Here is a 25,466-nt window from a genome sequence, read left to right as displayed (position 1 = left end):
CGCCGGGCTGGGGGCACCCCCTCTGGGGGAGGGACTTTCGAAACACGCCCTGGGTCGTGTCCGCAAAGTCCCGCCTGCCCGGCGACGCCATGCACACTCCCCCAGAGGGGGTACCACCCCCACCCGCCGCACCGGGCACGAACCCACGTGCAACCAGTACGAGGGTCCGTGCCCGGCACTCCCCCAGCCTCCGGCCGGGGGGACCCCCAGAGCACGCACCTGACGCCGCCCGGCCCGCCCTCCGGGCGGACGACGGGACTTTGCGGACACGCCCTAGCGGACCAGTCCCCACCGGAAGCCCAGGGCCACCGCGTGGGCGCGGTCCGAGGCGCCGAGTTTCTTGAACAGGCGCCGGGCGTGCGTCTTGACGGTGTCCTCGGAGAGGAACAGCTCGCGGCCGATCTCCGCGTTGGAGCGGCCGTGGCTCATGCCTTCGAGGACCTGGATCTCGCGCGCGGTGAGCGTGGGCGCGGCGCCCATCTCGGCGGAGCGCAGCCGGCGCGGGGCCAGCCGCCAGGTCGGGTCGGCGAGCGCCTGGGTGACGGTCGCGCGCAGCTCCGCGCGCGAGGCGTCCTTGTGCAGATAGCCGCGGGCGCCGGCGGCCACCGCGAGGGCGACACCGTCCAGGTCTTCGGCGACGGTGAGCATGATGATGCGCGCACCGGGGTCGGCGGACAGCAGCCGCCGTACGGTTTCGACACCGCCCAGTCCGGGCATGCGCACGTCCATCAGGATGAGGTCCGAGCGGTCGGCGCCCCAGCGGCGGAGGACTTCCTCGCCGTTGGCCGCCGTCGTCACGCGCTCGACGCCGGGCACGGTCGCGACCGCGCGGCGGAGCGCCTCTCGGGCAAGCGGGGAGTCGTCGCAGACGAGGACGGAAGTCATGGCCGCCCTCCGCAGCTGATGCGCGTCACCTTGTGCCTCCAGGCTGGTGGGAAATCGTCACCTGTGCGGTCGACCGTCTCGGACGCCTGCCCGAGCGTTTGTGTTTTCAACCGCCTCGCACTCTCAACGACGGTCACTCGAAAGAGTTACGGGGCCGCATGCAGTCTTCGGCACTCTACGTGAGGGTGCGGACACGGTGGAGGCTGCCGCGCTGACCCTCAAGCTTTCATCACAACCCGTGCCCCATTCAGCCCTATTTCTTCCCTTTAGCTGGTGTCTGAGGCTAGATTCGCAATGAGTCATATTTTCATCTCCTTAGATCGTAGTTGTACGGTCGTTGGCACCGTATCCGCTCAGAACGGCTACAAGGGGTCACGCAATGGCAGATTTCTCCCGCCTTCCCGGACCGAACGCGGACCTGTGGGACTGGCAGCTCCTGGCTGCCTGCCGCGGGGTGGACAGTTCGCTCTTCTTCCATCCGGAGGGTGAGCGCGGGGCGGCTCGGAGCGCTCGAGAGAACTCGGCCAAGGAGGTCTGCATGAGGTGCCCGGTCCGCGCGCAGTGCGCGGCTCACGCGCTGGCCGTACGCGAGCCGTACGGCGTGTGGGGCGGGCTGACCGAGGACGAGCGCGAGGAGCTGATGGGCCGGGCGCGCAATCGCCTGGTGTCGGCGTCGACGGGCGCGAGAGACGCGTCGTCGGACACGTGAAGGAACGCCGAAGGACATTGAAGGAACGTTTCTGCAAGCCATATGGGCAATCGGCGGGCACGCGTACGTGCCCGCCGTTGGCTATTTGGCCCGCGCCGCCCGCGCCGCCCGCGCCAGCCGCTCCAGCGTCGCCGCGACCGCCGGCACCTGGGCCAGGTCTGGCAGGGTGAGCGCGACGATCTCCCGCCGCACCGCCGGTTCCAGCGTCACCGCGCGCGCTCCCCGGGGCCGTACGGACTCGATCGCGAGCTGGGGCAGGACGGCCACACCGAGACCGGCGCCGACCAGGCCGACCACCGCCGGGTAGTCGTCGGTGGCGAAGTCGATGCGGGGCGTGAAGCCCGCGCGCTCGCACACCTCCACCAGCTGGCCCCGGCAGCGCGGGCAGCCCGCGATCCACGGTTCGGCGGCGAGTTCGCCGATGGCGACGGCCTCCGCCCGCGCGAGCCGGTGCCGCTCCGGTACGAGGGCGACCAGCCGGTCCGTCAGCAGGGGCCGTACGACCAGGTCGTCCCACTCCTCGGCCTGCCCGGCGCCCGGCACGCGCGCGTAGCGGAACGCGAGGGCGATGTCGTAGTCCCCGGCGCGCAGCGCCTCGACCGACTCGGGGGGTTCGGCCTCCTCCAGGGAGACCCGGGTGCCGGGGTGGTCCGCGCGCAGGGCGGCGAGGGCGGTGGGGACGAGGGTGGAGCTGCCGCTGGGGAAGGACACCAGCCGGACCCGGCCGGCGCGCAGCCCCGCGATCGCGGCGACCTCCTCCTCGGCGGCGGTGAGGCCGGACAGGATCCCGGCCGCGTGCCGTACGAGGGCCTCGCCCGCCTGGGTCAGCCGCATCTCACGGCCGCTGCGGACCAGCAGAGGGGTGCCCACGGAGGTCTCCAGGGCCTTCATCTGCTGGCTGACGGCCGGCTGGGTGCAGCCCAGTTCGCGCCCGGCCGCCGAGAACGAGCCGGTGGCGGCGACGGCGCGCAGCACACGGAGATGACGGGCCTCGATCACGCTTCGAGCATAAGCGCACCTTGGGTACGGCGTCCAAAAACACGTCGACACTTTGAGGTGCGGTGACCTACCGTGACGTCATGAGGCTTCTCTCCGTCAACCTGGGCCGAGCGCGGGCCGTCCCGTACACCGACCATCCGCAGAAGCTGACCGGCATCGACAAGCGGCCGGTCGAGGGACCCGTGCGGATCTCGGCGCCCGGTCCGAAGGGCGTCGCCGGCAGCGGGCTGGCCGGGGACGAGATCTGCTCCCTGATCCATCACGGCGGGGACGACCAGGCGGTGTACGCCGTGGCGCGCGAGGATCTCGACGACTGGGAGCGCGAGCTGGGGCGCACGCTGTCCGCCGGCGCGTTCGGCGAGAACCTCACCACCACCGGCCTGGACGTCTCCGGGGCCCGGATCGGCGAGCGCTGGCGGATCGGCCCCGACGTGGTGCTGGAGGTCACCTCCGGGCGGATCCCGTGCCGTACCTTCCAGGGCCACATGGGTGAGGAGAAGTGGGTCAGGCGGTTCACGGCGAAGGCGGCGACCGGCGCGTATCTGCGGGTGATCGAGCCGGGCGAGGTCCGCGCGGGGGACGCGATCGAGATCGTCCATGTGCCGGAGCACGAGGTCACGGCCCGGATGCAGTTCCAGGCGGTCACCACGCACCGCGAACTGCTGCCGCGGCTGCTCGCGGCGGGCGAGGCCCTGCACCCGGAGGCGCGGGCGGCGGCACGCGAGTACGTCGAGAAGTACGGCGACCGAACAGACCGCTGAACGGCGGTCACGGCGGCGGTCACGGTCCCCGGCCCGCACCGGTTCTTCACGTTCGGGAGGGCGTGTGCGAGGCCGTGTGCGCGGAGCGGATCCGCATGGTCCGGGTCATTACTCTTCAGCCATGACAACGGCTCTCATCACGGGTTCGACCGCGGGCATCGGCGCCGCGTTCGCCCGCAGACTGGCGGCGGACGGGCATGATCTCGTCCTTGTCGCCCGGGACACCAAGCGGCTGCGCGAGCAGGCGACCGAGTTGCACGACCGGCACGGCATCGAGGCGGAGGTGCTCACCGCCGACCTCGCCACCGACGCGGGCATCGAGGCGGTGGCCGCCCGGCTCGGTGACCGCAAGAACCCGGTCGACCTGCTGATCAACAACGCGGGCTTCGGCAACAGGGGCCGCTATCTCGACGTACCGATGGCCGACGAGCTGAAGATGCTCAAGGTGCACTGCGAGGCGGTGCTGCGGCTGACGTCTGCCGCGGTCGCGTCGATGCGGGAGCGCGGGCGCGGCGGTGTGGTGAACGTGGCGTCGGTGGCGGCGTTCCTGCCGCGCGGGACGTACGGGGCGTCGAAGGCGTGGGTCGTGCAGTTCACGCAGGGCGCGGCGAAGGATCTGGCCGGCAGCGGGGTGCGGCTGATGGCGCTGTGCCCGGGTTTCGTGCGCACGGAGTTCCACGAGCGGGCCGGGATGGGCACGGACAACATCCCGGGCTGGATGTGGCTGGACGCGGACAAGCTGGTCGCGGCGGCGCTGGACGATCTGGCGCGGGGGAAGTCGCTGTCGATCCCCGACCCGCGTTACAAGACGCTGATGGCTCTGGTGAAGGTGACGCCGCGCGCGCTGCTGGGCGGGATCAGCTCCAGGACGGGCCGGAAGTACGGGCCTCAGTAGCCGGCGTCCTCGGTTACGCGGGTGACGTCGGCGCTCCGGTGGGAAAATGGGCTTGTCAGAAGACCGGACCCAGGGGGACCGGAGGCGGCGTCATGACATTCGTACAGCTCATCGACTGCAAGACCAGTCGGTTCGACGAGATGAACCGGCTGATGGACTCATGGGTCGAGCAGACCAAGGGGAAGCGGACCGCGACGCACAACGTGATCGGCAAGGACCGGTCCGACGCGTCGCACTTCATCGAGATCGTGGAGTTCCCGTCGTACGAGGACGCGATGCGGAACTCGAACCTGCCGGAGACCGACAGGGTCTTCCAGCAGATGGTCGCCCTGTGCGACGAGATGCCGACCTTCACCGATCTGGACGTGGTGCGGGACGAGCAGCTGTACGCGGCCAACGCGCGCCGCTTCTTCGAGACGCTGGGCGCTCCGGGGCCGTTGCCCGCGCTCGACGATCTGCTCGTGGAGGACTACCACGACCACGATCCCGCCAATGAGCAGGACGTCATCGGCATGGACGCGGTGCGGCGCGAGATCGAGATGTGGAAGGGCGGCTTCGTCTTCTCGTTCACCGTCGAGGACCAGCTCGCCCAGGACGACCGTGTGTGCACCCGGTGGACCTGGAACGGCACCCACACCGGCGAGTTCATGGGGATCCCGGCGAGCGGACGGAAGGTCTCCATGACCGGCACGACGATCCATCGCTGCCGGCCGGACGGCAGGATGGCCGAGGCCTGGTGGCAGTACGACCGACTGGGGCTGATGGGCCAACTGGGCGCCCTGGACGCGCTGGAGACCTGAGTCGTACGCCCGTACAGACCGCCCGCGAAGGGGGAAGCCCCCGTTCCGCACCACCGGGACGGGGGCTTCTTCGCCCTGCTTCCTCGTGCGCCTCTACGAGGCCGCGGTCAGCAACTCGCGCTGCTCCTCGGGGAGTTCGACCGTCTCGGCGTAGAGGAGGGCCTGGTCGGGCTCGAAGACGAGGGCCACTTCGCCGGACAGCCCGCCGTGGTCGCTGAGGACCTGCACGATCTGCTCGCCCAGCCGGACGTCGTACTCGTAGCGGGAGCCGACGTAGGAGCTGGTGATGACCTCGGCCTTCAGCTGGTTGACGGCGGAGGCCGCCGTCGCCGCCGGAACGACCTTGAGGCGCTCGGGCCGGATCGCGACGGTGACGGAGTCGCCGCCCGGGACGGACCGGTCGCTCTCGACCTGGACCGTGTCGGCGCTGCAGTCGAGGAGGATGCGGTGGCGTGTGCCCTCCTGGCCGGTCACCCGGCCGGTGAGGAAGTTGCAGCGGCCCACGAAGGCGGCCACCGCGGGGGCGGCGGGGCGTTCGTAGATCTCGTGCGGGGTACCGATCTGGATCATGTTGCCGCCCTCCATCACCGCGATGCGGTCGCTGAGGGCGAGGGCCTCCTCCTGGTCGTGGGTGACGTAGACCGTGGTGATGCCGAGCTCCACCTGGAGGCGCTTGAGCCAGGCACGGGCCTGTTCGCGCAGTTTGGCGTCCAGGTTGGACAGCGGTTCGTCGAGGAGGAGGACCGTCGGGGAGTAGACCAGGGCGCGGGCGAGGGCGACGCGCTGCTGCTGACCGCCGGAGAGCTGGTGCGGGTAGCGGCCGCTCAGGTCGGCGAGGCCGACCTTGTCCAGCGCGTCGTGGATCAGCGTTTTCTGCTTCTCCTTGGGGACCTTGCGGATGTTCAGGGGCAGGGCGAGGTTCTTCGCGATGGTCATGTGCGGCCACAGCGCGTAGGACTGGAAGACCATGCCGAGGTTGCGTTCCTCGGGTGGGAGGAAGACGCCGGACGCGGCGTCGACGAAGGGTTTGCCGCCGACCGAGATGGAACCCTCGGTGGGCTGCTCCAGACCCGCTATGCAGTTGAGCGTGGTCGACTTGCCGCAGCCGCTCGCTCCCAGGAGGGTGAAGAACTCGCCGTCCTTGATGGTGAAGGTGACGTCGCGCAGGACGGAGTTGTCCCCGAACGTCTTGGCCAGGTTCTTCACGGTCACCTCAGGCATGGTGCTTTCCCTTCATGAGCAGGCCGGCGAGTGCGACGAAGACCGCGGTGATGGCGATCTGGAGGGTTGCCAGAGCGGCGACGGATCCGGCCCGGCCCTGGGTCCACAGCCGCAGCATGGTGGTTCCCAGGATGTTGTTGTCCGCGGAACTGATGAACACCGCGGGCGAGTACTCCTTGAGCATGATCACGAAGGTCAGGATCAGCGCACCGGCGAAGGCGGGCGTGAGGAGGGCCCGCAGCACGCGGAAGAACGTCATCACCCAGTCGGCGCCGGACACCCGGGCCGCGTTGTCCAGTTCGCCGCCGATCTGCATGATCGCCGGGGCGACCGAGCCGAACGCACTGGGCAGGGCGCGGATGCCGAAGGCGATGATGACGGCGTAGATCGTGCCCTGCAGCACCGAGCCGATGCCGAACGGGGCGAGGGCGAGGGCCCAGAAGAAACCGATACCCACGATGATGCCCGGCATCGACTGCGGGATCAGCGCGAGGTACTCCACGGCCCGGCCGAAGCGGAAGGTGGAGCGGCGGGCGACCATGACCGCGACCACGGCGAGGGCGCTGATCGTCACCGCGCCGACCCCGGCCACGATGACGCTGTTCCAGATGGACCGGACGTAGTTGTCCGACTCGAACACCATCTCGTAGTTCTGGGTGGTGACGGTCTTCAGCGGCGACTGGAGCGGGGTGAAGATCAGCGTGAAGGAGCGGAAGACCAGGCCGACGATCGGGATCAGCGCACCGGCGATGACGTAGAACCAGATGCACACGATGCTCACCCACTTCAGCCAGCCCAGGTCGAGCTTGCGGGGGCGGGTCGCCTTGCCGCGCACGGACACGAACCGGGCGGCGTTCTTGAGCAGCTTCGCCTGCACCGCCACCAGACTGAGCGCGACCAGCAGGATGATCGTGGAGGCGGCGCCCAGGACCGTGTAGTCGGGGTCCACCGACGTGAGGCCGTTGTGGTAGAGGAACGTCGAGAACACGTCGATCTTCACCGGCTGGCCGTACAGCAGCGGCACGCTCAGGGTTTCGAGCGACACGGAGAAGACCAGGATGGCGCTGTAGACGATGGGCGGCCTGAGCATCGGGACGACCACCTGCGCCAGGATCCGCAAGGGGCCGGCCCCGCAGACCTGGGCCGCCGACTCCAGGGACGCGTCGGACTGCCGGAGCGCGTTGGCGCAGAACACGTAGGCGATCGGCGCGAGGGCCACGGCCTCCGTGAGCGCCATCCCGGGGATCGAGTACAGGTTCCACGGCACTCCGCCGAAGACCTGCTGGACCTTGATGCTGACGAACCCGGCCGGGCCGTACATGATGATCCAGCCGAAGCCCAGGATCAGCGAGGAGATGAAGAACGGCCACTGCATCGCCAGGGCGACCACCCGGCCGCCCGGCAGCTTGGTGCGGACCACCACGATCGCCATCGGGATGGCGATGGCCAGGCTCAGCAGCGTGGTGAGAGTGGCGAACAGCAGCGTGTTGAGGGCCACTTCGCCGAAGCCGGCCTCGGTGAAGAGCCTGCTGTAGCCGCTGAGGGTGAAGGCTCCCCCGGCCTCGTAGAGCGGGCGGTTGCGGATGCTCTGGTAGAGGGTCGGGACGATCGGAGCCAGTACCAGGACCGCGAGGATCGCGAGGACCGCGTACTGGACGACCTGGTCCCGTCCGATGCCGAGAATTCGGCGGTAGCGCGGCGGCCTGAACTCCTGGAGGTGTTCGTCGGCCGGCGTGCCGGGCGGCTTGGTCAGGGTTGACATCTGTTCTGGCTCCGATCGTCGCGTCAGCCGTGCCTACTTCTTGGCGAGTCCGTTGAAGCGGTCGAGCCAGGCGTCGGCGTCGCTCTTGGAGACGGCGGTGTACTTGACGGGGATGATGTTGTCCTCGCCGACCGCGTCGACGACCTCCTGGTAGGTGTGCAGACCCTCGCCCGAGACGCCCTCCCGGTAGGACGACAGACCGCCCTCGGCGACGGCGCGCTGGCCCTCCTCCGACAGCGCGAAGTCCAGGAACAGCTTCGAGGTCGCCGGGTGCGGCGCCTCGGCGGCGATACCGATGCCGCGCGGGAGGACGACGGTGCCGTCCTTCGGGAAGACGATCTTCACCAGGCCCGCGCTGTCCTCGACGACCGGGTAGGCCGGGGAGGCGCTGATCAGGAAGCCGGCCGAGTACTCACCGGCGACGATCTTCTCCAGCTGGGTGCCGGAGGAGGTCTCCGGGCGGGTCAGCGGGAGCATGGTCTCCAGGGCGTCCCACGCCTCGGGGTTGCCCTCGGTGAGGGCACGGGTCACCGAGAAGCCGAAGGAGCCCGACGGGTCACGGACGGTGACCTTGTTCTTGTACGTGCCCTCGTCGGCCTTCATGATCGCGGCCAGGTCGGAGATGCCGGTCGGCGCCTTCTCCACCAGGGAGGTGTTGTAGGCGATCGTCATCGGGTCCTTGGACATCGAGTAGACGCTGGGCAGCAGTTCCGACTCGTCGCCGAGCTTGGCGGCCTCGGGCGAGTCGTACTCCAGCACGGTGTCCTTGCGCCCGGAGAAGTCGGCCCAGGCGCTGGCCGCGCTGGAGATCATGATGTCCGCGGGCGACTCGCCGGCCGCGTTCTCCGAGAGGACCTTCTGGAACAGCTCGTCGCTGTCGAGTTCGTTGACGTCGACGGTCTTGATGAAGTCGTACTTCTTCTTGAAGTCCCGGACGATGGGCGCCATGTTGTCGTCGCCGAGGTTGGAGTAGAGGGTGACCTTGCCACCCTCCTTCTTGGCCGCCTCGATCAGGTCCGCGTAGTCCTCGGGGTAGTAGTCGGGCACCTGGCCCGCGGAGATCTTGTTCTCCGCCACCGTGGGAGAGTCGTCGCCGCCTCCGCAGGCGGTCAGCGTCGCGACGCCGAGGGTCAGGACGAGCGCGGTCGCCATACCCGTGACGGCGGGGCGTCGGGGGCCGGGCTGGGTGATTCTGGGCATGGGTTTCCTCCTCGAGCGTGCCCACTGGCACCTGTTGCCGGGAGGTTAGAGAGCCGCGTCACCTCGGTAAATGGTTCAGCCGCAAAGGGTCGTACTGGTCTTATTGGTCGTTCTGGTCATGGCGGTCGTCACCCTCAAAACCATGCCGTCCGCGAGGGCCGGACAGCCGCGCCTTCCCTGGGCTCAGGCCAGTCCCAGCTGCCTCAGCATCGACTCGACCCGGTCGGTCTGCTGCCGTATGAAGGCGCCGAAGTCGTCGCCGGTCAGGAACGCGTCGTCCCAGCCGTTGCGGGCCAGCGCCGCTCTCCACTGCGGTGCCCGGTGCATCTCGGAGTAGGCGTCGATGAGCGCCTGCCGCTCGGCGTCGCTGATCCCCGGTGGCGCGACCACGCCGCGCCAGTTGGTGAACTCGACGTCGACGCCCGCTTCCCGCAGGGTCGGCGCGTCCACCCCGTCGACCCGCTCGGGTCCCGTCACCGCCAGGACCCGCAGCTTGCCCGCCTTGACCTGGTCGATGTGCTCTCCGATACCGGACACGCCGAAGGCGACGTCGCCGCCGAGTACCGACGCGAGCAGTTCACCGCCCCCGTCGAACGGCACGTAGTCGACCTTCTTCGGGTCCAGGCCGACGGCCTTGGCCACGAGCATCGGCGCGAGGTGGTCCGGACCGCCGGGGGCGGATCCGCCGCCGACCGCGACCTTGCCCGGATCGGCCTTCCACGCGTCGATCAGCTGCCCTATGTCGGTGTACGGGGAGCTGTTGGAGACCACGACGACGTCGGGCTCCTCCAGCAGCCGGGCGATGGGCGTGGTGTCGGCCAGGGTGATCCTCGAGGAGTTGGCGTGGGTGCCGGCGACCACTCCCAGGCCCATCTGCATGACCAGCTTGCCGTTGCCGTCCTCGCCGACCAGCCGCCCGAGGCCGGCCGTGCCGCCGGCGCCCGGCAGGTTGAACACGTCGACCGTGCGGGCGACACCCGCGTCCCCCATGATCTTCGCCGTGGTGCGCGCCGTGATGTCGTACCCGCCACCGGGGTTGTTCGGCACCATGATCCGCAGTCCGCTCAGCCTGCCGTCCGGGCCGATGGCGTCACAGGCGCTCAGCGCCGTGGTCGCGGCCAGGGCTGTGACCAGGGCGACCAGCATGACGAGCGACCTCGTCAGAGCCGCGAGGCCGCGACGCGTTCTCGTCGTTGTCGTCACTGTGACCCCTTGTCTCACGACGCTGGACTGTCCAGAATCATGCGACGTCGCGCCTCGCCTGTCTGCAGGGTGGTCGCAGGGATCGTGGTCATCTCGTTCACTCCACCAGGTGTACGCGTTGCGCCGGGGAGAGTCACACTGCAGGTAACGAGGCCGGGAGGTGCGTAAGACGTGGGCAGAAAGGGCTCACTGGCGCGTCGGCTCCTGGTGCTGCAGCTGTTGATCGTGCTGGTGCTGCTGGTCGCCGTCGTCGCGATCGGACTGGCGCAGGCCGACCGTACGATTCGAGCCACCGAATCCCGCCGGATGCTGGGGGTCGCCGAGGACGTGGCGGCCAACCCGAGTCTGCGCGAGCTGCTCGCCGACCCCCAGCAGCACTCGGCGCTGGCCCCCTTCGCCACCAGGGCGCAGATGCTGTCCGGGGCGAGCGCGGTGGCCATCGCCCGGGCCGACGGCACGGTGCTCACCTCGCAGAACCCGGACGAGGTCGGCAGGCCGATGCGACTGGGCGGGTCCACGGTGACCCAGGGCCGCGCCTGGGTCGGTGTCATCGACGGCTCGGTCGTCGCCCATGTCCCGGTGATCTCGGCGCAGACCCAGCGCGTCAGCGGCTATGTGGTGGCGGAAAAGGTTCCGCCGAACAGCTGGCAGAACCTGACCAGCACGTTCCCCCAGCTGTTGGTCCTGCTCGGCGTCGCCGGCGTGCTCGGCGCCGCGGGCTCGCTGTCGCTGGCCTGGTGGGTGAAACGGCAGACCCTCGGGCTCGAACCCGCCGAGATCACCAGACTCGCCGAGCACCAGGAAGCCATGCTGCACGGCATCCGCGAGGGCGTGATCGGCCTCGACCAGCAACACCGGATCACCCTTGTCAACGACTCGGCCAAGGAGCTCCTGACGCTGTCGGAGGACGCGGTCGGCCGCTCGGTGCACGACCTCGGCCTCAACGAACGCCTGGTCGACGTGCTCACCGGTACGGCCGCCGGAAGCGACCAGATCGGCCTGCGCCGCGGCAGGGTGCTGGTCATGAACCGGATGCCGGTCACCCGCGGCGACCGCAGCCTCGGCGCCGTGGTCACCCTGCGCGACCGCACCGAGCTGGTAATGCTGCAGGACCAGCTCGACGCCAACCAGAGCGCCACCGACACACTGCGCGCGCAGACTCACGAGTTCAGCAACCGGCTGCACACCATCGCCGGGCTGATCGAGCTCGGCGAGTACGACGAGGTCCGCCGCTACGTCCGCAAGGTGTCCGCCAGCGGCAGCCACTGGCAGGCCGAGGTGACCGCGAAGATCGCCGACGTCGGGGTGGCCACGCTGCTCATCGCCAAGGCCAGCCTCGCGTCGGAGCAGGGAGTCGATCTACGACTGTCCGAGTCGTCCGAGCTCGGTCCCGTCGGCGACACCCTGTCCGCGGACCTGGTGACCGTGCTCGGAAACCTGGTGGACAACGCACTGGACTCGCTGCGCGGGCACGCCAGGGACGATGCGGGCTGGATCGAGGTCGGGCTGAGTGAAGAGGACGACATGGTGCGGGTGACGGTCCGTGACTCGGGCCCCAGTGCCGCCCCCGGGATCGCCGAGGAGGTGTTCCGCAACGGCTTCACCACCAAGGCCGCGGAACAGGGCGGGAGGCTCGGCATCGGTCTGGCGATCACCCGGCAGACCTGTGTGCGCCGCGGCGGCACGGTCGGGGTGCATCACTCCGACGGCGCCGTGTTCACCGCGACGCTGCCGATCACTCCGGAGGTACGGACGTGATCAGAGTGCTCGTCGTCGACGACGACTTCATGGTCGCCAAGGTGCACAGCGGGTACGTGGCGAAGACCCCGGGGTTCGAGGTGGCCGGACTGGCGCACAGCGGGACCGACGCCCTGCGCATGGTCACCGAGCTGCGGCCCGACCTGGTCCTGTTGGACATCTACCTGCCCGACCTCGACGGACTCTCCGTGCTCCGGCGCATCCGGACCGACAGCGAGGTCCAGCCCGACGTGATCGTGATCAGTGCCGCCACCGATGTGGACACCGTCCGCGGTGCCATGCGCGGCGGTGCCCTGCACTATGTGATCAAGCCGTTCACCTACGAGGCACTGCACGAGCAGCTGCAGCATTTCGCCACGCTGCACGCCAAGCTCGGCTCCCTCGAACAGGCGGCGCAGGCGGACGTCGACCAGGTCTTCGGGAGCCGGCCCCGCAGATCCACCCCGCTGCCCAAGGGCCTGACGTCGGAGACCGCCGAGGTGGTGGCCCGTGTGCTGCGATCGGCGGAGACCGACATGTCGGCGACCGACTGCGCGACGGCCGCCGAGTTGTCCCGCGTGAGCGCGCGCAGATACCTGGAGTTCTTCACCCAGACCGGCCGGGCCGAGGTACGCCTGCGCTACGGCGGAACCGGCCGCCCCGAACGCCGGTACCGCTGGACGGGCGGCTGACAGCGGCGGCCTCTAGTGCTGTGGCCGGGAACGTTCGCGGGATCAGCTCGATCAGTCCGATCGTGCTGCTTCCCACCTCCATGAGGTTTGGCGAGGGAGGCCGTCGAGTTCTCCGCGGCCGGTGCACCAGAGGAGTACCCGGGTGGGGTCTCCGGGCGGGGCGGCGGGGAAGAGCCGGTCGAGTACTGCTGCACTCAGCGGTGCTGGTGGCAGCCAGTCCACGGACAGTCCTTGCGTGATGTCGTAGGTGTGCAGCAGGGTTTCGGCGACGCCCATCGCCGCGAACCCTTCGGGGTCGCACGGGCCCCAGTGCCAGGCCCTCAGGGTCGGGGTGGCTGTGGCCAGGGCGCTGCTGAGCAGTCCGCCGCAGGCGGTGACGGCCTGGAGCACCTCAGAGGGTGAGGCGGTGGGGCGAACGTTCAGGTCGATGGGAAGGTAGGCGTCGGCGGGCTGTGCTGCCAGCTGCCCTGCGTAGGCCAACAGGTCGTGGCCGATGTGGGCGGCTGTTTGCCGGCAGGTCCATTCGAGCGGCCCCGCCGGCACCGTCCAGTCCTCGGCGGTATGGGGGCCGAGCACCCGCAGCATCTCTGCCACGGCGGCGTCGACGTCCTGATGGTCCATGCAGAGCTCCTCGCGGTCCGTGTTGTGGGACTGGGGTGTGCCGGTTGTCGATCCTTCACGCCGCCGGGCATCTGGCACGTCCGCCCCAGCGGATGCCCCTCTCGCTGCGGACGCGGGCGCGTTGCCTGCGCTGGGCGGCGGGTACGTCGGGGTGGCGGGCGTGGGCGTTGCACCAGCGCAGGTAAGCGTGCAGGACCCGGGTCTGCGCGGGGTGGCTGCGGTGGTGGGAGTTGGCCAGGGTGAACTGCCGCAGCGGTCAGAAGTGGGCCTCTTGGCGTTCCAGCACCTGCTCGATACGGTCGAGCTTGGCGTCGCGCTCGGGGTCGGGGATTCCTTCCATGTCTTGGTCCGCTGGAAGGTGTTGCCGCGGCGCAGGTAGGCGGCGCCGTCATCCCTGGTTACGCCGCCTCCGCCTCCTCCGCGGCCCGGCGAGCGAGGCGGTGCGCCTCGGGCAGGGCGTCGGCTGTCGTCAAGGGGAGGCGAACCGCGTGCGCGTTGTCCGCCTGGACGTTGCGTGGGGCGGCGAAACGGCAGCCCTCCGCGGCCTCAAGAGGCAGCCGGAAGTCGAGGTAAGTACGATCCGGCCGCACGTAGCAGTAGGCGCCCACCTTGCGCGGCCCCGGCACATAGAGCTTCACATAGCTCGTCTTCTCCGTCCCGAGCTCGGCGACGGCCCCGTGCTCACGGACCTCCTGCTCCACGAAGGAGACGAACAGGTCCGCGTACTGCGACGCGGCCCGCGTCCGCAGCAGCGCGAGCACCTCCGGTTCCAGCACGGACGGGGCCGGCTTGTCCCCCGCAGGCGCCGTGGCATGCAGACTGAACTCGGCCCCGTGCGCGGCCAGCGCGTCGATCAGCGCGGGAAGTTCTTCCGGGCTCGCGTGAATGCTGACCTTGATCACCACAGTCCACTCTCCTTCGACGCGGACACCGGCGGCCCGCTCACACCCAGCAGCCTAGCCGCTACCGACCCTCTACTGCCAACAGCTTTCCGCTTACTTTCGATAACTGTTCGCTCCTGTTCTGAGTGGGCCGACAGCCCCCACACCACCCCACTCCCCGACACCGCTCCCGGCCACAGCCACAGCCACGGCCACAGCCACAGCCCGGAAGCACCGCTGTCCCTCCGGTTCAGCGCGACCCCGCGCGGCGCCCGCCTCGCCCGACGGCTCGCCGCACAGCAGATGGACGCCTGGGGGTGGCCGTACGGCACTGCGGCCAATGACACCGTCGAACTGGTCGTCGCCGAGCCGGCGGCCAACGCCATCCGCGCCCGGGAAGACCGTGTGGGCCCTGGTGGCCGTGCCCGAGGGGAGTTGACCCGCCGACGCACGACCGGATCTCAGTGAGCCGTTTCGGTCGGCCCTTCGTCGGAGGTGAGTGGGAGGCGCAGGGTGAAGACCGTCCGCGTGTTCGGGGTGCTGGTCACCGAGACCGTGCCGCCGTGGGCCTCGGTGAGCTGGCGGACGATGGCCAGGCCCAGGCCGCTGCCGCCGGTCTGGCGGCTGCGGGACTTGTCGGCGCGCCAGAAGCGGTCGAAGACGCGGGGCAGGTCGGCGGCGGCGATACCGGTGCCGGTGTCGGCGACCTCGATCACGACCTCGTCGCCGACGCGGCGGCAGCGCAGGGTGACGGCTCCTCCGGGCGGGGTGTGCCGGATGGCGTTGGACAGCAGGTTGCCGATGGTCTGGCGCAGGCGCACGGGGTCCGCGTAGAGGGTGGGGGCGTCCTCGGTGTGGGTGGTGAGCGTGACGCCGGCGGTCTCGGCCCGGCCGCGGTGGGCGGTGGTCACCTGGTCGAGGAGTTCCCGCAGACGCAGGGGTTCGGGGTGCAGCCGGAGCCGGCCCGCGTCGGCCTGTGCCAGGTGCTGGAGGTCGTCGACGATGTGCTGGAGCAGCAGGGCCTCCTCCAGCAGGGAGGCGACGAACGCCTCGTCGGAGGCGGCCAGGCCGTCCTGGGCCGCTTCGAGCCAGCTGCGGATCGTACTGAGCGGGGTGCGCAGTTCATGGGCGACATCGCTGACCATCGCCTTGCGCTGGACCTCCACGCGCTCACGGCGCTCCGACAGGTCGTTGAAGGCGGCGGCCAGATGGCCGATCTCGTCGTGGGTGGTCACCGGTACCCGCAGGTGCTGCTGTGTCGGGCGGCGGGCGGCGTCGGTCAGCGCCCGCAGCGGTCTGACCAGCCGGGTGCCGACGGTGACGGTGACGGCCACGGTGAGGACGAGGACGAGCGCGGCGACACCGGCGAGCCGGACCTTGTTGGCCGACGAGAGGTGGAAGCCCGGCTCGGCCGATCCGGCCGGGGTCGCGACGAACAGCAGCGCGGGAGGAGCGACGTACGGGGCGAGCTGCTCGCGGCGGGCGGTGTCGACGCACCGTTGCACTGGCTCGCTGACGCTGTTGGCGGGAGCGAAGCCGAGACCGACCTCGAGGGGGTCCAGTCCCTGGCGTTTCAGGCAGCCGCCGACCAGGGTGTTGAGCCGGTCGAGCGCCCGCTTCTCGGTCTTGGTGGGAACGTCGAGTTCGAACACACCGCACACCTCGCCGACTTTCCGCTGGACGCTGCTGTCGCCGGTCATGACGAGGGAGGGCCTGCCGCTCGCCCCTTCGGTGACTCCGGCGGCGAAACCGGAACCGCGCAGGCAGGTCTGCAACTTCCGTGCGATGTACTGCAGTTCCTTGCGTTCGGCGCCCGGCAACCGGTACGGGCCGACCGCGCGCGGGTCGATGCCGTCCGCCTTGACACCGGGCAGCAGCGCCGGGTCGGCCCGCAGCGGGTCGACGAGCGCCGAGGCCCTGGTGGGGAGCCCCTGGGTGGCGGTGCCGGACGCGGTGATGGGCCTGCGGTCCTGGGTGGTCAGGGTGATGTGACGGCCGGTCCGCTCGGCCAGCCGTTTCAGCGTGGGCGCCACCGCGGACCAGTCGGTGTGGTCGGCCGCGTAGCCGATGAGCGTGTCGTAGATCTGGGCGTCGTCGGCGAGGACCTGTCCCTGCTCCTGCTGGATGGCGCTGGTGGTGGTGCGCGCGGCGAGCCAGGCGGTGGCGGCGACCGAGCAGACGGCGATGGTGACCGACGCCGCCAGCAGCCGGACCAGCAGGCTCCGGCGCAGGGGCATTCTGCCGTGGACCCTTGCCCCGACCCCACGCCTGGTCCGGCCCGCGCGCCCGGTCCGGCCCGTCTCAGCGGGCACGGGTGCCGTCGGTCAGGCGGTAGCCGACGCCGTACACCGTCTGGAGATAGACCGGTTGCCGGGGAACGGGTTCGATCTTCTTGCGGAGGTTCAGCACGTGCACGTCGATGGTGCGCTCGGTGATGTAACGGTCGTCCCCGCGCGTGCTCGCCAGCAACTGGCGCCGGGTGAAGACCCGTTCGGGTTCGGCGGCCATCGTGGCGAGGACGTCGAACTCACCCGGTGTGCAGGCCACTTGCCGGCCCTCGATCTCGACGGCGCGGCGGACGGGGTCGACGGCGAGGGCGCCGACCCGCAGGACGGGGTCCTCCGCAGCGGTGCCGGACGCCCGGGTCCGCCGTAGCAGCGTACGGATGCGGGCCATCAACTCGCGCGGGCTGTACGGCTTGGTGAGGTAGTCGTCCGCGCCGAGGTCCAGGCCGAGCAGCAGGTCCTCCTCGGTGCTGCGGGCGGTCAGCATCAGCACCGGCAGGTCGCTCTCGCGGCGCAGGATGCGGCACACGTCCAGACCGTCGACGACCGGCATCATCACGTCGAGGACCAGCAGGTCGGGCCGGTGGCGGCGCACCTCGTCGAGCGCGGCGCGCCCGTCGTGGACGAGCAGGGCGGTGTGGCCCTCGCTCTCCAGATAGCGGCGGATCACCTCGGCCTGTTTGGTGTCGTCCTCGGCCACGAGGACACGGGCGTTCATGGGGTCAGCGTAGGCACGCGGCGATCAGGCCAGACGGCTTTCTGACCGCGTCCTGACAGGATCGTCATAACTTCGGGCCATGGTCTGCGCCATGTTGAACCTCTTCAATCGAGCCGCGGTGTTCACCTCCGTCGGCGCGGCCGGGCTGATCCTCCTGACCGCCTGTGGGGGCGTCGGCGGAAGCGACGACGCGGGCAACGACAGTGACGGCGAGGTCGCCTCGCTCACCACACCGGCGGCGGACGGCGGTTCGGCGAACGCGAGTGCGAGCGCGAGCGCCGATCCCGACGCGGGCCGTCCGCAGATCCGGCTGGACAGCACCAACGAGGAAGTCAATCGCATGTACGACGCCTGGCTCGCGTGTCTGAAGGAGCACGGGGCGGAGGAGAAGTACAAACGCAAGCCGAACGATCCCTCGGTACTGGCCTGCAAGGGGAAGGAACCGCTCAATCCGCCGGAGCTGGACCCGGCCAAGAACCCGGACTACAGCGACGACGTACGCGAGATGGTGAAGTGCATGAAGAGCCACGGCATCAAAGCCCTCGTCTACGAAGGCAATTGGGCCCTGGAAACCGGAAACGAGATGAACCGCCCCCACTACGACGAATACGAGCTCGACTGTCAGGTGAAGGCGTTCGGTGAAGACAAGTAACGACACCGGGGCCGCCCGCCGGCCGGGCGGACGGCGGTTGGTCATCGGGGTGGTGGCGCTGGCGGTCGTCGTGGCGAGCGCGTTCACCGTGACCGCGTGGCAGAACGACGGCGGGAAGGCGGACACCGCGAAAGGCGACGCCGTCCGGACCGCGACCGCCGTCGTGACCAGGAGCGACCTCTCCAACGCCCAGACGCTGGACGGGACCCTCGGCTACGGCCGGGCGACCACGGTGAAGGGCGGCAAGGCGGGCCTGATCACCTGGCTCCCGGCGACGGGGACCACGGTCCGGCGGGGCGAGCCGCTGTACCGGGTGGACAACGTTCCGGTTCCGGTCTTCTACGGCAGTACACCGCTGTACCGGACGCTGGAGGCCACGAACACGACCGGCCCGGACGTGAAGACGGTGGCCGACAACCTCGAGGAACTCGGCTACGACATAGGCGTACAGCCCGCGGTGGGGACGTGGGTCACCCCGCAGCCGAGCACGAGCGAACCCGTGGCTTCGAGTACGGCCTCGGCCGCGCCCCCGTCGAGCGCCCCGCCCGCCACCTCCACCACCCCTGTGCGGGTCAAGCGCGGCGACGGTGTGCTGACCGCGAGCCTCGTCGCCGCGATCAAGCGGTGGCAGACCGCGGCCGGTATCCCGTCCACCGGCTCGCTGGGCGTCGGGGATCTCACGGTGCTCTCCGGTGCCGTACGGGTCGAAGGCGTACAGGCGCAGCTCGCCGACCCGGCCGACGGGACGCTGATGACGGTCACGTCCACCACCAAGTCGGTGACCGTCTCGGTGGATCCGGACGCGGCGGGCTCGATGCGACGGGGCGACACGGTGACGGTGAGCCTGCCCGACGACTCCACGGCCGAGGGCACCATCGCCTCCATCGGCGCCACCGTCCGCACCAGCGACGCGTCGAGCGGCGACGACACCTCCGGACAGCCCCGGCTGACCGTCGCCATCTCCCTGCGCGACACCGGGGCGGTGCGCGGACTGAACTCCGCCCCCGTGCGGGTGAGTTTCACGTCGGAGACCCGCAAGGGCGTGCTCACCGTGCCCGTCGGCGCCCTGATGGCGCTGCGCGAGGGCGGCTACGCGGTCCAGTTGCCGGGCGGCCGGCTGGTGGCGGTGAAGACGGGGATGTTCTCCAAGGGCCTGGTGGAGATCAGCGGCGCGGGTATCGGCGCCGGGACCAAGGTGGTGACGACCTCATGAGCGCGCGCCCGGTCCTGGCGGTGCGCGGCGCGAGCATGGTGTACCCCGGCGGGGTAACGGCGCTCGACGATGTCTCGCTCGCCGTCGAGCAGGGCGAACTGCTCGGCATCGTCGGCCCGTCCGGGTCCGGCAAGTCGACCCTGCTGAACATCATGGGCACGCTGGACCGGCCGACCGGCGGCACCGTCGAGATCGGTGGCCAGGACGTCGCGGAACTCTCCGACCGCAGGCTGTCGGCGCTGCGCGGCCGTCGGCTCGGCTTCGTGTTCCAGCAGTTCCACCTCACCGACGGGCTGACCGCCGCCGAGAACGTCGCCACCGGTCTGCTGTACGCCGGGGTGCCGCGCGGCAGGCGCCGCCCGCTGGCCCTGGAGGCGCTGGACCGGGTGGGGCTGGCCCGCCGTGCCCGGCATCTGCCGCAGCAGCTCTCCGGCGGTGAGCGGCAGCGGGTGGCCATCGCCCGCGCGCTCGTCAACCGGCCCGTCCTGGTGCTCGCGGACGAGCCCACGGGCGCGCTCGACACCGCGAACGGCGTGGCCGTACTGGATCTGCTGACCACGTTGAACCGCGAGGGCACCACCATCGCGGTCATCACCCACGACCGGGACATCGCGGCTCAGTTGCCCCGCCGGGTGGAGATCCGCGACGGCCGCCTCCTCTCCGACACCCGCACCGACGCCCCCGCCGACGCCCCCGCCCGTACGGAAAGCTGGTCATGACCATCACATCCACGAGGTCGGCTGCCCGGGTCACCGACAGCAGGCCGGTACGGCTGGCACCGCTGGACATCCTGGGTCTGGGGCTGCTGGGGATCCGTACCCGCAAGGTGCGGGCGGCCCTGTCCGCCCTCGGCATCTCGATCGGCATCGCGACCCTGATCGTCGTCACCGGGATCCCCGCGTCGAGTCAGAAAGCCCTGATGAAGGAGCTCTCCGCGCTGGGCACCAACATGCTCCAGGCCGTGCCCGCCCGCCAGGACCCTCCGGTGCTGCTGCCGCCGGAATCGGTGGACATGGCCCGCCGGATCGGGCCGGTCACGGCGGCCAGCGGGGTGGCCAACACCCATGCCGAGGTCTTCCGCAACGACCGCGTCAGCGCCGCCGACTACGCGGGGCTGACCGTGCTGGCCAGCAAGCTCGATCTGCTTCAGGTGATCAACGCCGAGGTCGGCTCGGGACGGTTCCTCAGCGCGGGTACGGAGAAGTTCCCGACGGCCGTGCTCGGCTCGGTCGCCGCCTCCCGGCTCGGCATTCCGAAGATCACCGCAGGGCAGCCCGCCCCGCAGATCTTCATCAACCGCCGCTGGTTCTCGGTCATCGGTGTCCTGGACAAGACCCCGCTGTCGCCGGACATCGACCGCTCGGTCCTGGTCGGCTGGGACGCCGCGCGCGGCCTGCTGAAGTTCGACGGACACCCGACCGTGATCTACCTCAAGGCGAAGGAGTCGCAGATCGAGGCCGTACGGGACGTGCTGCCCGCCACCATCAACCCCGAACTGCCCGGCCTGGTCCAGGTCAGCCGCCCGTCCGACGCGCTGGCCGCGAAACGGGCCACCGAGTCCACGTTCTCCGCGCTCTTCCTGGGACTCGCCGGGGTCGCCCTCCTCGTCGGCGGCATCGGAGTGGCCAACACCATGGTCATCTCCGTTCTGGAACGCCGCCGGGAGATCGGCCTGCGCCGCGCCCTGGGCGCCAACCGGGGCCAGATACGCGCCCAGTTCCTCACCGAGTCGGTCGTCCTGTCGGGACTGGGCGGGCTGGCCGGAACGGTCCTGGGCACCCTGGCCACCATCGCCTACGCCACCCATCAGCACTGGCCGCCGGTCGTCCCCCTCACCTCGGTGAGCACCGGGTTCGGCGGCGCGATCCTGATCGGCATGCTCGCCGGCGTCTACCCCTCCCTGCGCGCAGCCCGCCTAACGCCGACGGAAGCGCTCCGCTGAAAGTCCAGTGCGTCATCTGCGGGTCCGTCGTGGCTGGTCGCGCCCACGCGGCGGAGCCGCACATCGACACAGCCCCGCGCCCCTTTTGGCGCTGACGCGCCGAGGCCCGGCGCCCCGTTTCTGCGGGGTGCCGGGCCTCGGTTACGGTGATGCGCTGCCGTACGTCAGTGGGCGTGGCCGTGGCCGTGGCCCGCGGCGGCCGGCTCTTCCTCTTCCTTCTTCTCGACGACCAGGGTCTCGGTCGTCAGGAGGAGGGAGGCGATGGAGGCGGCGTTCTCCAGGGCGGAGCGGGTGACCTTGACCGGGTCGATGACGCCGGCCTTGACCAGGTCGCCGTACTCGCCGGTGGCGGCGTTGAAGCCCTGGCCCTTGTCGAGCTCGGCGACCTTGGAGGTGATGACGTAGCCCTCCAGGCCGGCGTTCTCGGCGATCCAGCGCAGCGGCTCGACGACCGCGCGGCGGACCACGGCGACACCGGTGGCCTCGTCGCCGGTCTTGTCCAGACCGCCGTCCAGCACCTTGGCGGCATGGACCAGCGCGGAGCCACCACCGGAGACGATGCCCTCCTCGACCGCGGCGCGGGTCGCGGAGATGGCGTCCTCCAGACGGTGCTTCTTCTCCTTCAGCTCCACCTCGGTGGCGGCGCCGACCTTGATCACGCACACGCCGCCGGCCAGCTTCGCGAGGCGCTCCTGGAGCTTCTCGCGGTCCCAGTCGGAGTCGGTGTTCTCGATCTCGGCCTTGATCTGCGCGACGCGGCCGTGCACGTCGGCGGAGTCGCCGGCGCCGTCGACGATCGTGGTGTCGTCCTTGGTGACGGTGACACGGCGGGCGGAGCCCAGCACGTCGACGCCGACCTGGTCGAGCTTGAGGCCGACCTCCTCGGAGATGACGGTGGCACCGGTGAGGGTGGCCATGTCCTGCAGCATCGCCTTGCGGCGGTCACCGAAGCCGGGGGCCTTGACCGCGACCGCGTTGAAGGTGCCGCGGATCTTGTTCACGACCAGGGTCGACAGGGCCTCGCCCTCGACGTCCTCGGCGATGATCAGCAGCGGCTTGGAGGAGTTGGTCTGGATGACCTTCTCCAGCAGCGGCAGCAGGTCGGCGATGGAGCCGATCTTGCCCTGGTTGATGAGGATGTAGGGGTCCTCCAGGACGGCCTCCATGCGCTCCTGGTCCGTCACGAAGTACGGCGACAGGTAGCCCTTGTCGAAGGCCATGCCCTCGGTGAAGTCCAGCTCCAGACCGAAGGTGTTGGACTCCTCGACGGTGATGACACCGTCCTTGCCGACCTTGTCCATCGCCTCGGCGATGAGCTCGCCGACCTGCTGGTCCTGGGCGGACAGCGCGGCGACGGCGGCGATGTCGGACTTCTCCTCGATCGGGCGCGCGGAGGCGAGCAGGTCGTCGGAGACGGCCTTGACCGCGGCGTCGATGCCCTTCTTCAGGGCGGCCGGGGAGGCGCCGGCGGCGACGTTCTTCAGGCCCTCGCGGACGAGCGCCTGGGCCAGCACGGTGGCGGTGGTCGTACCGTCACCCGCGATGTCGTTGGTCTTGGTCGCCACCTCCTTCACCAGCTGCGCGCCGAGGTTCTCGTACGGGTCCTCGATCTCGACCTCACGGGCGATGGTGACGCCGTCGTTGGTGATGGTCGGGGCGCCGAACTTCTTGTCGATGACGACGTTGCGGCCCTTGGGGCCGATCGTCACCTTGACCGTGTCGGCCAGCTTGTTGACGCCGCGCTCGAGGGCGCGACGGGCGTCCTCGTCGAACTTCAGGATCTTCGCCATGACAGCGGGAGCCCTCTCGGAAACTTGTGGGTGAAAAAGGCACTGCGCCCCGGGCGCCCGGCTTCTTGTGTGGTCGCGGGGGCCAGGGGCGCAGCGTCAAGCATCAAATGTGCCTGAGGTGGAACTACTTCTCGATGATCGCGAGGACGTCGCGAGCCGAGAGGACGAGGTACTCCTCGCCGTTGTACTTCACCTCGGTGCCGCCGTACTTGCTGTACAGGACGACGTCGCCGACCTTGACGTCGAGCGGCAGGCGCTCGCCGTTCTCGAAGCGGCCCGGGCCCACGGCGAGGACGGCGCCCTCCTGGGGCTTCTCCTTCGCGGTGTCCGGGATGACCAGGCCAGAGGCCGTGGTCTGCTCGGCGTCGAGCGGCTGGACCACGATGCGGTCCTCGAGCGGCTTGATGGCAACCTTGGAGCTGGCGGTCGTCACGATCCGACCTCCCCCTTCGGAGATCTCACGGGGTTAACTGTCTGAGGTGGCGACCAGGTGGATCCGTCGTCGCGGGTGCCGGACCTGCCCGTCGCGTTGTTGGCACTCTCCGGTGGGGAGTGCCAGAGCCGAGACTATGACCGCGATTAGCACTCGGTCAAGCGGACTGCTAATGCCGACGGCGCGTCGGCAGGTTTTTCGGTCCTGAAGCCCCCTTCGGACAGCCCATCCAGGTAGTCCCTACAGGTAGTCCTCCAACCGGCCCACCGTCAGGCCCCGCTCCCGCACCACCCGCAGCAGGCGCGTCGTCCGCTCCCGCAGGCTCGGGCCCGTCGACTCGTCCGGGTCCACGGCGATGATGTCGCCGGGGCGGAGGCCGGGGGCACCGTGGGCGTAGGTGAGGCCGGTGGGGCCGAGGGCGGCGCGCCACAGGACGAGGGCCGTGATGCCGCAGTCGGCGGCGGCGCGCAGGGTGGTGGTGTCGTACGTGCCGTAGGGCGGGCGGAACAGGCGGGGGCGCAGCCCGAAACGGGCGTGGAGTTTCTCCTGCTGGCCGCAGATCTCGGCGCGCTGGCCGGCGTAGGGCAGGCCGCGCAGGGCCGCGTGGTCGAGGGTGTGGTTCTGCAGCGTCGCGCCGACCGAGCGAAGGCGGGCGAAGTGGCCGTAGCCGGGGCCGACCACGCTGTCGGTGAGGAACACGCTGACGGGCAGCCGCAGTCCGCGGACCATGTCGACGAAACGCGGGTCGCGCTCGGCGCCGTCGTCGTAGGTGAGGAAGACGACCTTGTCACGGGTGGCGACGCGATCGACGACCGGCGGGAGGAACTCCTGGCCAAGGTGGCCGGTGCGGCCCCGGCGGTGGTAGGGCTGTTCGGTGGGCGGGGTCCGGGCGTGGTGCACCCGTTGCGCCGCCTTCCTGCCCAGGCGTTCGATCGGGTCGACGGACTGGGCGCAGCCGGTCAGCGTCGTCACCGACAGCGCCAGCAGTACGGCGGTCAGCGCCCGCGTCCTCACAGGTAGTCCTCCAGGCGTGCCACCGCGTATCCCTTCTCCGTGACCTTGTTCAGGAACCGGCGGACCATGTCGGGCATGGTGCCCTTCCAGTCGCCCCGGCCGCGGAAGTGGGTCAGGACGATGTCGCCGGGGTGGAGGTCGCGGTCCCACTCGCGGTACTCCCAGTGGTCGGCGAAGACCTCCTCGTCCCAGAGTGGGGCGTACCTCACCCCGCAGGACTTCGCGGCGACCAGCGTGTCGCGGTTGTAGTTGCCGTAGGGCGGCCGGAAGAGGACGGGGCGGCGGCCGTACTGCTCGCCGATCACCTTCTGCATGCCGCAGATCTCGTGCCGCTGCTCCCGGTAGGACAGTCCGGGCAGGTAGGGGTGGTGGAGGGTGTGGTTGTTCAGGGTCACCCCGGCGGCCTGCATCTTCTTGAAGTACGGGTAGTCCTCGCGGATGAGGTAGTCGCTGAGGAAGGCGGTGTACGGGATCCTCAGCTCGCTCATCATCCGCAGGAACCGCGGGTCCTTCTCGGCGCCGTCGTCGATGGTGAGGAAGACGACCTTGTCCCGGGTGGGGATCGTGGTGAAGACGGGCGGGAGGCCGAGTTCCTCGTGGTCCCGCACCTCGAAGCCGTCGCGGGTGGTGATCCGGGGCTTCTTCGCGGGCGCGGGCGGGGGCGGCGGGGTCAGCGGGACCTTCCGCAGGCCCCAGCGCCGGGCCGCGGCCACCCTGGCCGTCTGTGCGGCGCGGAGCCGGTCCGCGTACGAGTGCAGGGCGCGCACCGGCGGCGCGGCCTCTCCGGCCTGCTGGCCGGGGGCCGGGTCGTTGCCGTCGGCGTCACCGCCCTCCGCGCAGCCCGCCACGATCGCGGTGAGGACGAGCAGGGCGATGCCGCCGCGCAGCCTGACCCAAGAAGCGCCATTCTCATCATTTTGTACGACAACTCCCATGGCGCCGGATCTTCCCAGCCCCGCCCCCGCGCCCCCCGCTCGACACCGCCGCCGACGCCGACCATCCCCCGACCGGCCCACAGGACGACCGGCTGTCCGACAAGATCACCTGCCGGCA

24 protein-coding genes and 1 pseudogene are annotated in these 25,466 nt (G+C 70.2%); 10 read left to right on the top strand and 15 right to left on the bottom strand.

The features are described from left to right. Positions 1 to 273: 273 nt before the first annotated feature. Entirely contained in the window at positions 274 to 885 is a 612-nt protein-coding gene (locus ACLZN2_RS41870; protein ID WP_003948568.1) for a response regulator transcription factor, read from the bottom strand. Between the two features lie 379 nt (positions 886 to 1,264). Here ACLZN2_RS41870 and ACLZN2_RS41865 point away from each other — a divergent pair, with 379 nt between their 5' ends. Continuing rightward, entirely contained in the window at positions 1,265 to 1,594 is a 330-nt protein-coding gene (locus ACLZN2_RS41865) for a WhiB family transcriptional regulator (protein WP_055638477.1), read from the top strand. Positions 1,595 to 1,675: 81 nt separating this feature from the next. Here ACLZN2_RS41865 and ACLZN2_RS41860 read toward each other — a convergent pair whose 3' ends face one another. Continuing rightward, positions 1,676 to 2,593: a LysR family transcriptional regulator gene (locus tag ACLZN2_RS41860; RefSeq protein ID WP_416984981.1), complete on the bottom strand. Its 918-nt coding sequence runs from the start codon at positions 2,591 to 2,593 to the stop codon at positions 1,676 to 1,678. Between the two features lie 80 nt (positions 2,594 to 2,673). Between ACLZN2_RS41860 and ACLZN2_RS41855 the strand changes: the two genes are divergently transcribed. The 3 genes from ACLZN2_RS41855 to ACLZN2_RS41845 all read left to right on the top strand — a co-directional run bounded on the left by ACLZN2_RS41855 (position 2,674) and on the right by ACLZN2_RS41845 (position 5,049). After that, entirely contained in the window at positions 2,674 to 3,354 is a 681-nt protein-coding gene (locus ACLZN2_RS41855; RefSeq protein ID WP_416984980.1) for an MOSC domain-containing protein, read from the top strand. Positions 3,355 to 3,475: 121 nt separating this feature from the next. Then, positions 3,476 to 4,249, top strand: a complete 774-nt coding sequence (locus ACLZN2_RS41850) for an SDR family NAD(P)-dependent oxidoreductase (protein ID WP_416984979.1) — start codon at positions 3,476 to 3,478, stop codon at positions 4,247 to 4,249. 92 nt (positions 4,250 to 4,341) lie between these two features. Next, positions 4,342 to 5,049, top strand: a complete 708-nt coding sequence (locus tag ACLZN2_RS41845; RefSeq protein WP_416984978.1) for an ester cyclase — start codon at positions 4,342 to 4,344, stop codon at positions 5,047 to 5,049. Positions 5,050 to 5,142: 93 nt separating this feature from the next. Here ACLZN2_RS41845 and ACLZN2_RS41840 read toward each other — a convergent pair whose 3' ends face one another. The 4 genes from ACLZN2_RS41840 to ACLZN2_RS41825 form a co-directional block, all read right to left on the bottom strand. Continuing rightward, positions 5,143 to 6,270 carry an ABC transporter ATP-binding protein gene (locus ACLZN2_RS41840; protein ID WP_416984977.1) on the bottom strand — a complete coding sequence of 376 codons (1,128 nt, stop codon included), beginning with the start codon at positions 6,268 to 6,270 and terminating at the stop codon, positions 5,143 to 5,145. Beyond that, complete coding sequence (locus tag ACLZN2_RS41835; protein WP_416984975.1) at positions 6,263 to 8,032, bottom strand: ABC transporter permease; 1,770 nt, start codon at positions 8,030 to 8,032, stop codon at positions 6,263 to 6,265. Before ACLZN2_RS41835 ends, ACLZN2_RS41840 begins: the two co-directional genes overlap by 8 nt. A 33-nt stretch (positions 8,033 to 8,065) precedes the next feature. Then, the gene (locus ACLZN2_RS41830; RefSeq protein ID WP_416984974.1) at positions 8,066 to 9,232 is read right to left on the bottom strand and encodes an ABC transporter substrate-binding protein; all 1,167 of its coding nucleotides are present in this window, start codon (positions 9,230 to 9,232) and stop codon (positions 8,066 to 8,068) included. A 183-nt stretch (positions 9,233 to 9,415) separates the two neighbouring features. Continuing rightward, positions 9,416 to 10,378, bottom strand: a complete 963-nt coding sequence (locus ACLZN2_RS41825; protein ID WP_416984984.1) for a Bug family tripartite tricarboxylate transporter substrate binding protein — start codon at positions 10,376 to 10,378, stop codon at positions 9,416 to 9,418. Between the two features lie 228 nt (positions 10,379 to 10,606). Here ACLZN2_RS41825 and ACLZN2_RS41820 point away from each other — a divergent pair, with 228 nt between their 5' ends. Beyond that, positions 10,607 to 12,193 (top strand): ATP-binding protein, encoded by a 1,587-nt coding sequence (locus tag ACLZN2_RS41820; RefSeq protein WP_416984973.1) that lies wholly within the window; start codon positions 10,607 to 10,609, stop codon positions 12,191 to 12,193. Further along, positions 12,190 to 12,864: a response regulator gene (locus ACLZN2_RS41815; protein WP_416984971.1), complete on the top strand. Its 675-nt coding sequence runs from the start codon at positions 12,190 to 12,192 to the stop codon at positions 12,862 to 12,864. The genes ACLZN2_RS41820 and ACLZN2_RS41815 overlap by 4 nt, the downstream gene beginning before the upstream one ends. Before the next feature lie 51 nt (positions 12,865 to 12,915). Here the strand turns inward: ACLZN2_RS41815 and ACLZN2_RS41810 are convergent, their stop codons facing one another. From ACLZN2_RS41810 to ACLZN2_RS41790, 5 genes and pseudogenes are all read right to left on the bottom strand, one after another. Continuing rightward, complete coding sequence (locus ACLZN2_RS41810) at positions 12,916 to 13,485, bottom strand: maleylpyruvate isomerase N-terminal domain-containing protein (protein ID WP_416984970.1); 570 nt, start codon at positions 13,483 to 13,485, stop codon at positions 12,916 to 12,918. 55 nt (positions 13,486 to 13,540) lie between these two features. After that, positions 13,541 to 13,741: pseudogene (locus ACLZN2_RS41805) on the bottom strand (hypothetical protein); the annotation flags it as partial. Positions 13,742 to 13,883: 142 nt separating this feature from the next. Continuing rightward, a complete protein-coding gene (locus ACLZN2_RS41800) occupies positions 13,884 to 14,390 on the bottom strand; it encodes a hypothetical protein (RefSeq protein WP_416984969.1) in 507 nt (168 codons plus the stop codon). 437 nt (positions 14,391 to 14,827) lie between these two features. After that, positions 14,828 to 16,603, bottom strand: a complete 1,776-nt coding sequence (locus tag ACLZN2_RS41795) for a sensor histidine kinase (RefSeq protein ID WP_416984967.1) — start codon at positions 16,601 to 16,603, stop codon at positions 14,828 to 14,830. Between the two features lie 64 nt (positions 16,604 to 16,667). Next, positions 16,668 to 17,369 carry a response regulator transcription factor gene (locus ACLZN2_RS41790; protein ID WP_416984965.1) on the bottom strand — a complete coding sequence of 234 codons (702 nt, stop codon included), beginning with the start codon at positions 17,367 to 17,369 and terminating at the stop codon, positions 16,668 to 16,670. A gap of 91 nt (positions 17,370 to 17,460) precedes the next feature. Here ACLZN2_RS41790 and ACLZN2_RS41785 point away from each other — a divergent pair, with 91 nt between their 5' ends. From ACLZN2_RS41785 to ACLZN2_RS41770, 4 genes are read left to right on the top strand one after another with little or no spacing between them, the layout of a single operon-like run. Continuing rightward, complete coding sequence (locus ACLZN2_RS41785) at positions 17,461 to 18,021, top strand: hypothetical protein (protein WP_416984964.1); 561 nt, start codon at positions 17,461 to 17,463, stop codon at positions 18,019 to 18,021. After that, positions 18,008 to 19,234 (top strand): hypothetical protein, encoded by a 1,227-nt coding sequence (locus ACLZN2_RS41780; protein WP_416984963.1) that lies wholly within the window; start codon positions 18,008 to 18,010, stop codon positions 19,232 to 19,234. The genes ACLZN2_RS41785 and ACLZN2_RS41780 overlap by 14 nt, the downstream gene beginning before the upstream one ends. Then, positions 19,231 to 19,953: an ABC transporter ATP-binding protein gene (locus ACLZN2_RS41775; protein WP_416984962.1), complete on the top strand. Its 723-nt coding sequence runs from the start codon at positions 19,231 to 19,233 to the stop codon at positions 19,951 to 19,953. The genes ACLZN2_RS41780 and ACLZN2_RS41775 overlap by 4 nt, the downstream gene beginning before the upstream one ends. Then, a complete protein-coding gene (locus tag ACLZN2_RS41770) occupies positions 19,950 to 21,176 on the top strand; it encodes an ABC transporter permease (RefSeq protein WP_416984960.1) in 1,227 nt (408 codons plus the stop codon). The genes ACLZN2_RS41775 and ACLZN2_RS41770 overlap by 4 nt, the downstream gene beginning before the upstream one ends. A gap of 164 nt (positions 21,177 to 21,340) precedes the next feature. Here the strand turns inward: ACLZN2_RS41770 and groL are convergent, their stop codons facing one another. From groL to ACLZN2_RS41750, 4 genes are all read right to left on the bottom strand, one after another. Next, positions 21,341 to 22,966 carry a chaperonin GroEL gene (gene groL / locus ACLZN2_RS41765; protein WP_416984959.1) on the bottom strand — a complete coding sequence of 542 codons (1,626 nt, stop codon included), beginning with the start codon at positions 22,964 to 22,966 and terminating at the stop codon, positions 21,341 to 21,343. Between the two features lie 124 nt (positions 22,967 to 23,090). Next, on the bottom strand, positions 23,091 to 23,399 hold the full coding sequence (groES, locus tag ACLZN2_RS41760) for a co-chaperone GroES (RefSeq protein ID WP_039652762.1): 309 nt from the start codon (positions 23,397 to 23,399) through the stop codon (positions 23,091 to 23,093). Positions 23,400 to 23,639: 240 nt separating this feature from the next. Next, on the bottom strand, positions 23,640 to 24,413 hold the full coding sequence (locus ACLZN2_RS41755; RefSeq protein ID WP_416984957.1) for a polysaccharide deacetylase family protein: 774 nt from the start codon (positions 24,411 to 24,413) through the stop codon (positions 23,640 to 23,642). After that, positions 24,410 to 25,348 carry a polysaccharide deacetylase family protein gene (locus ACLZN2_RS41750; RefSeq protein WP_416984956.1) on the bottom strand — a complete coding sequence of 313 codons (939 nt, stop codon included), beginning with the start codon at positions 25,346 to 25,348 and terminating at the stop codon, positions 24,410 to 24,412. The genes ACLZN2_RS41755 and ACLZN2_RS41750 overlap by 4 nt, the downstream gene beginning before the upstream one ends. Between the last annotated feature and the right edge of the window lie 118 nt (positions 25,349 to 25,466).

It is taken from the genome of Streptomyces sp. T028, assembly GCF_048159505.1.
GTDB lineage: Bacteria > Actinomycetota > Actinomycetes > Streptomycetales > Streptomycetaceae > Streptomyces.
Note: the sequence above shows the minus strand (reverse complement) of the source record. Positions and strands in the feature narration are given on the sequence as shown.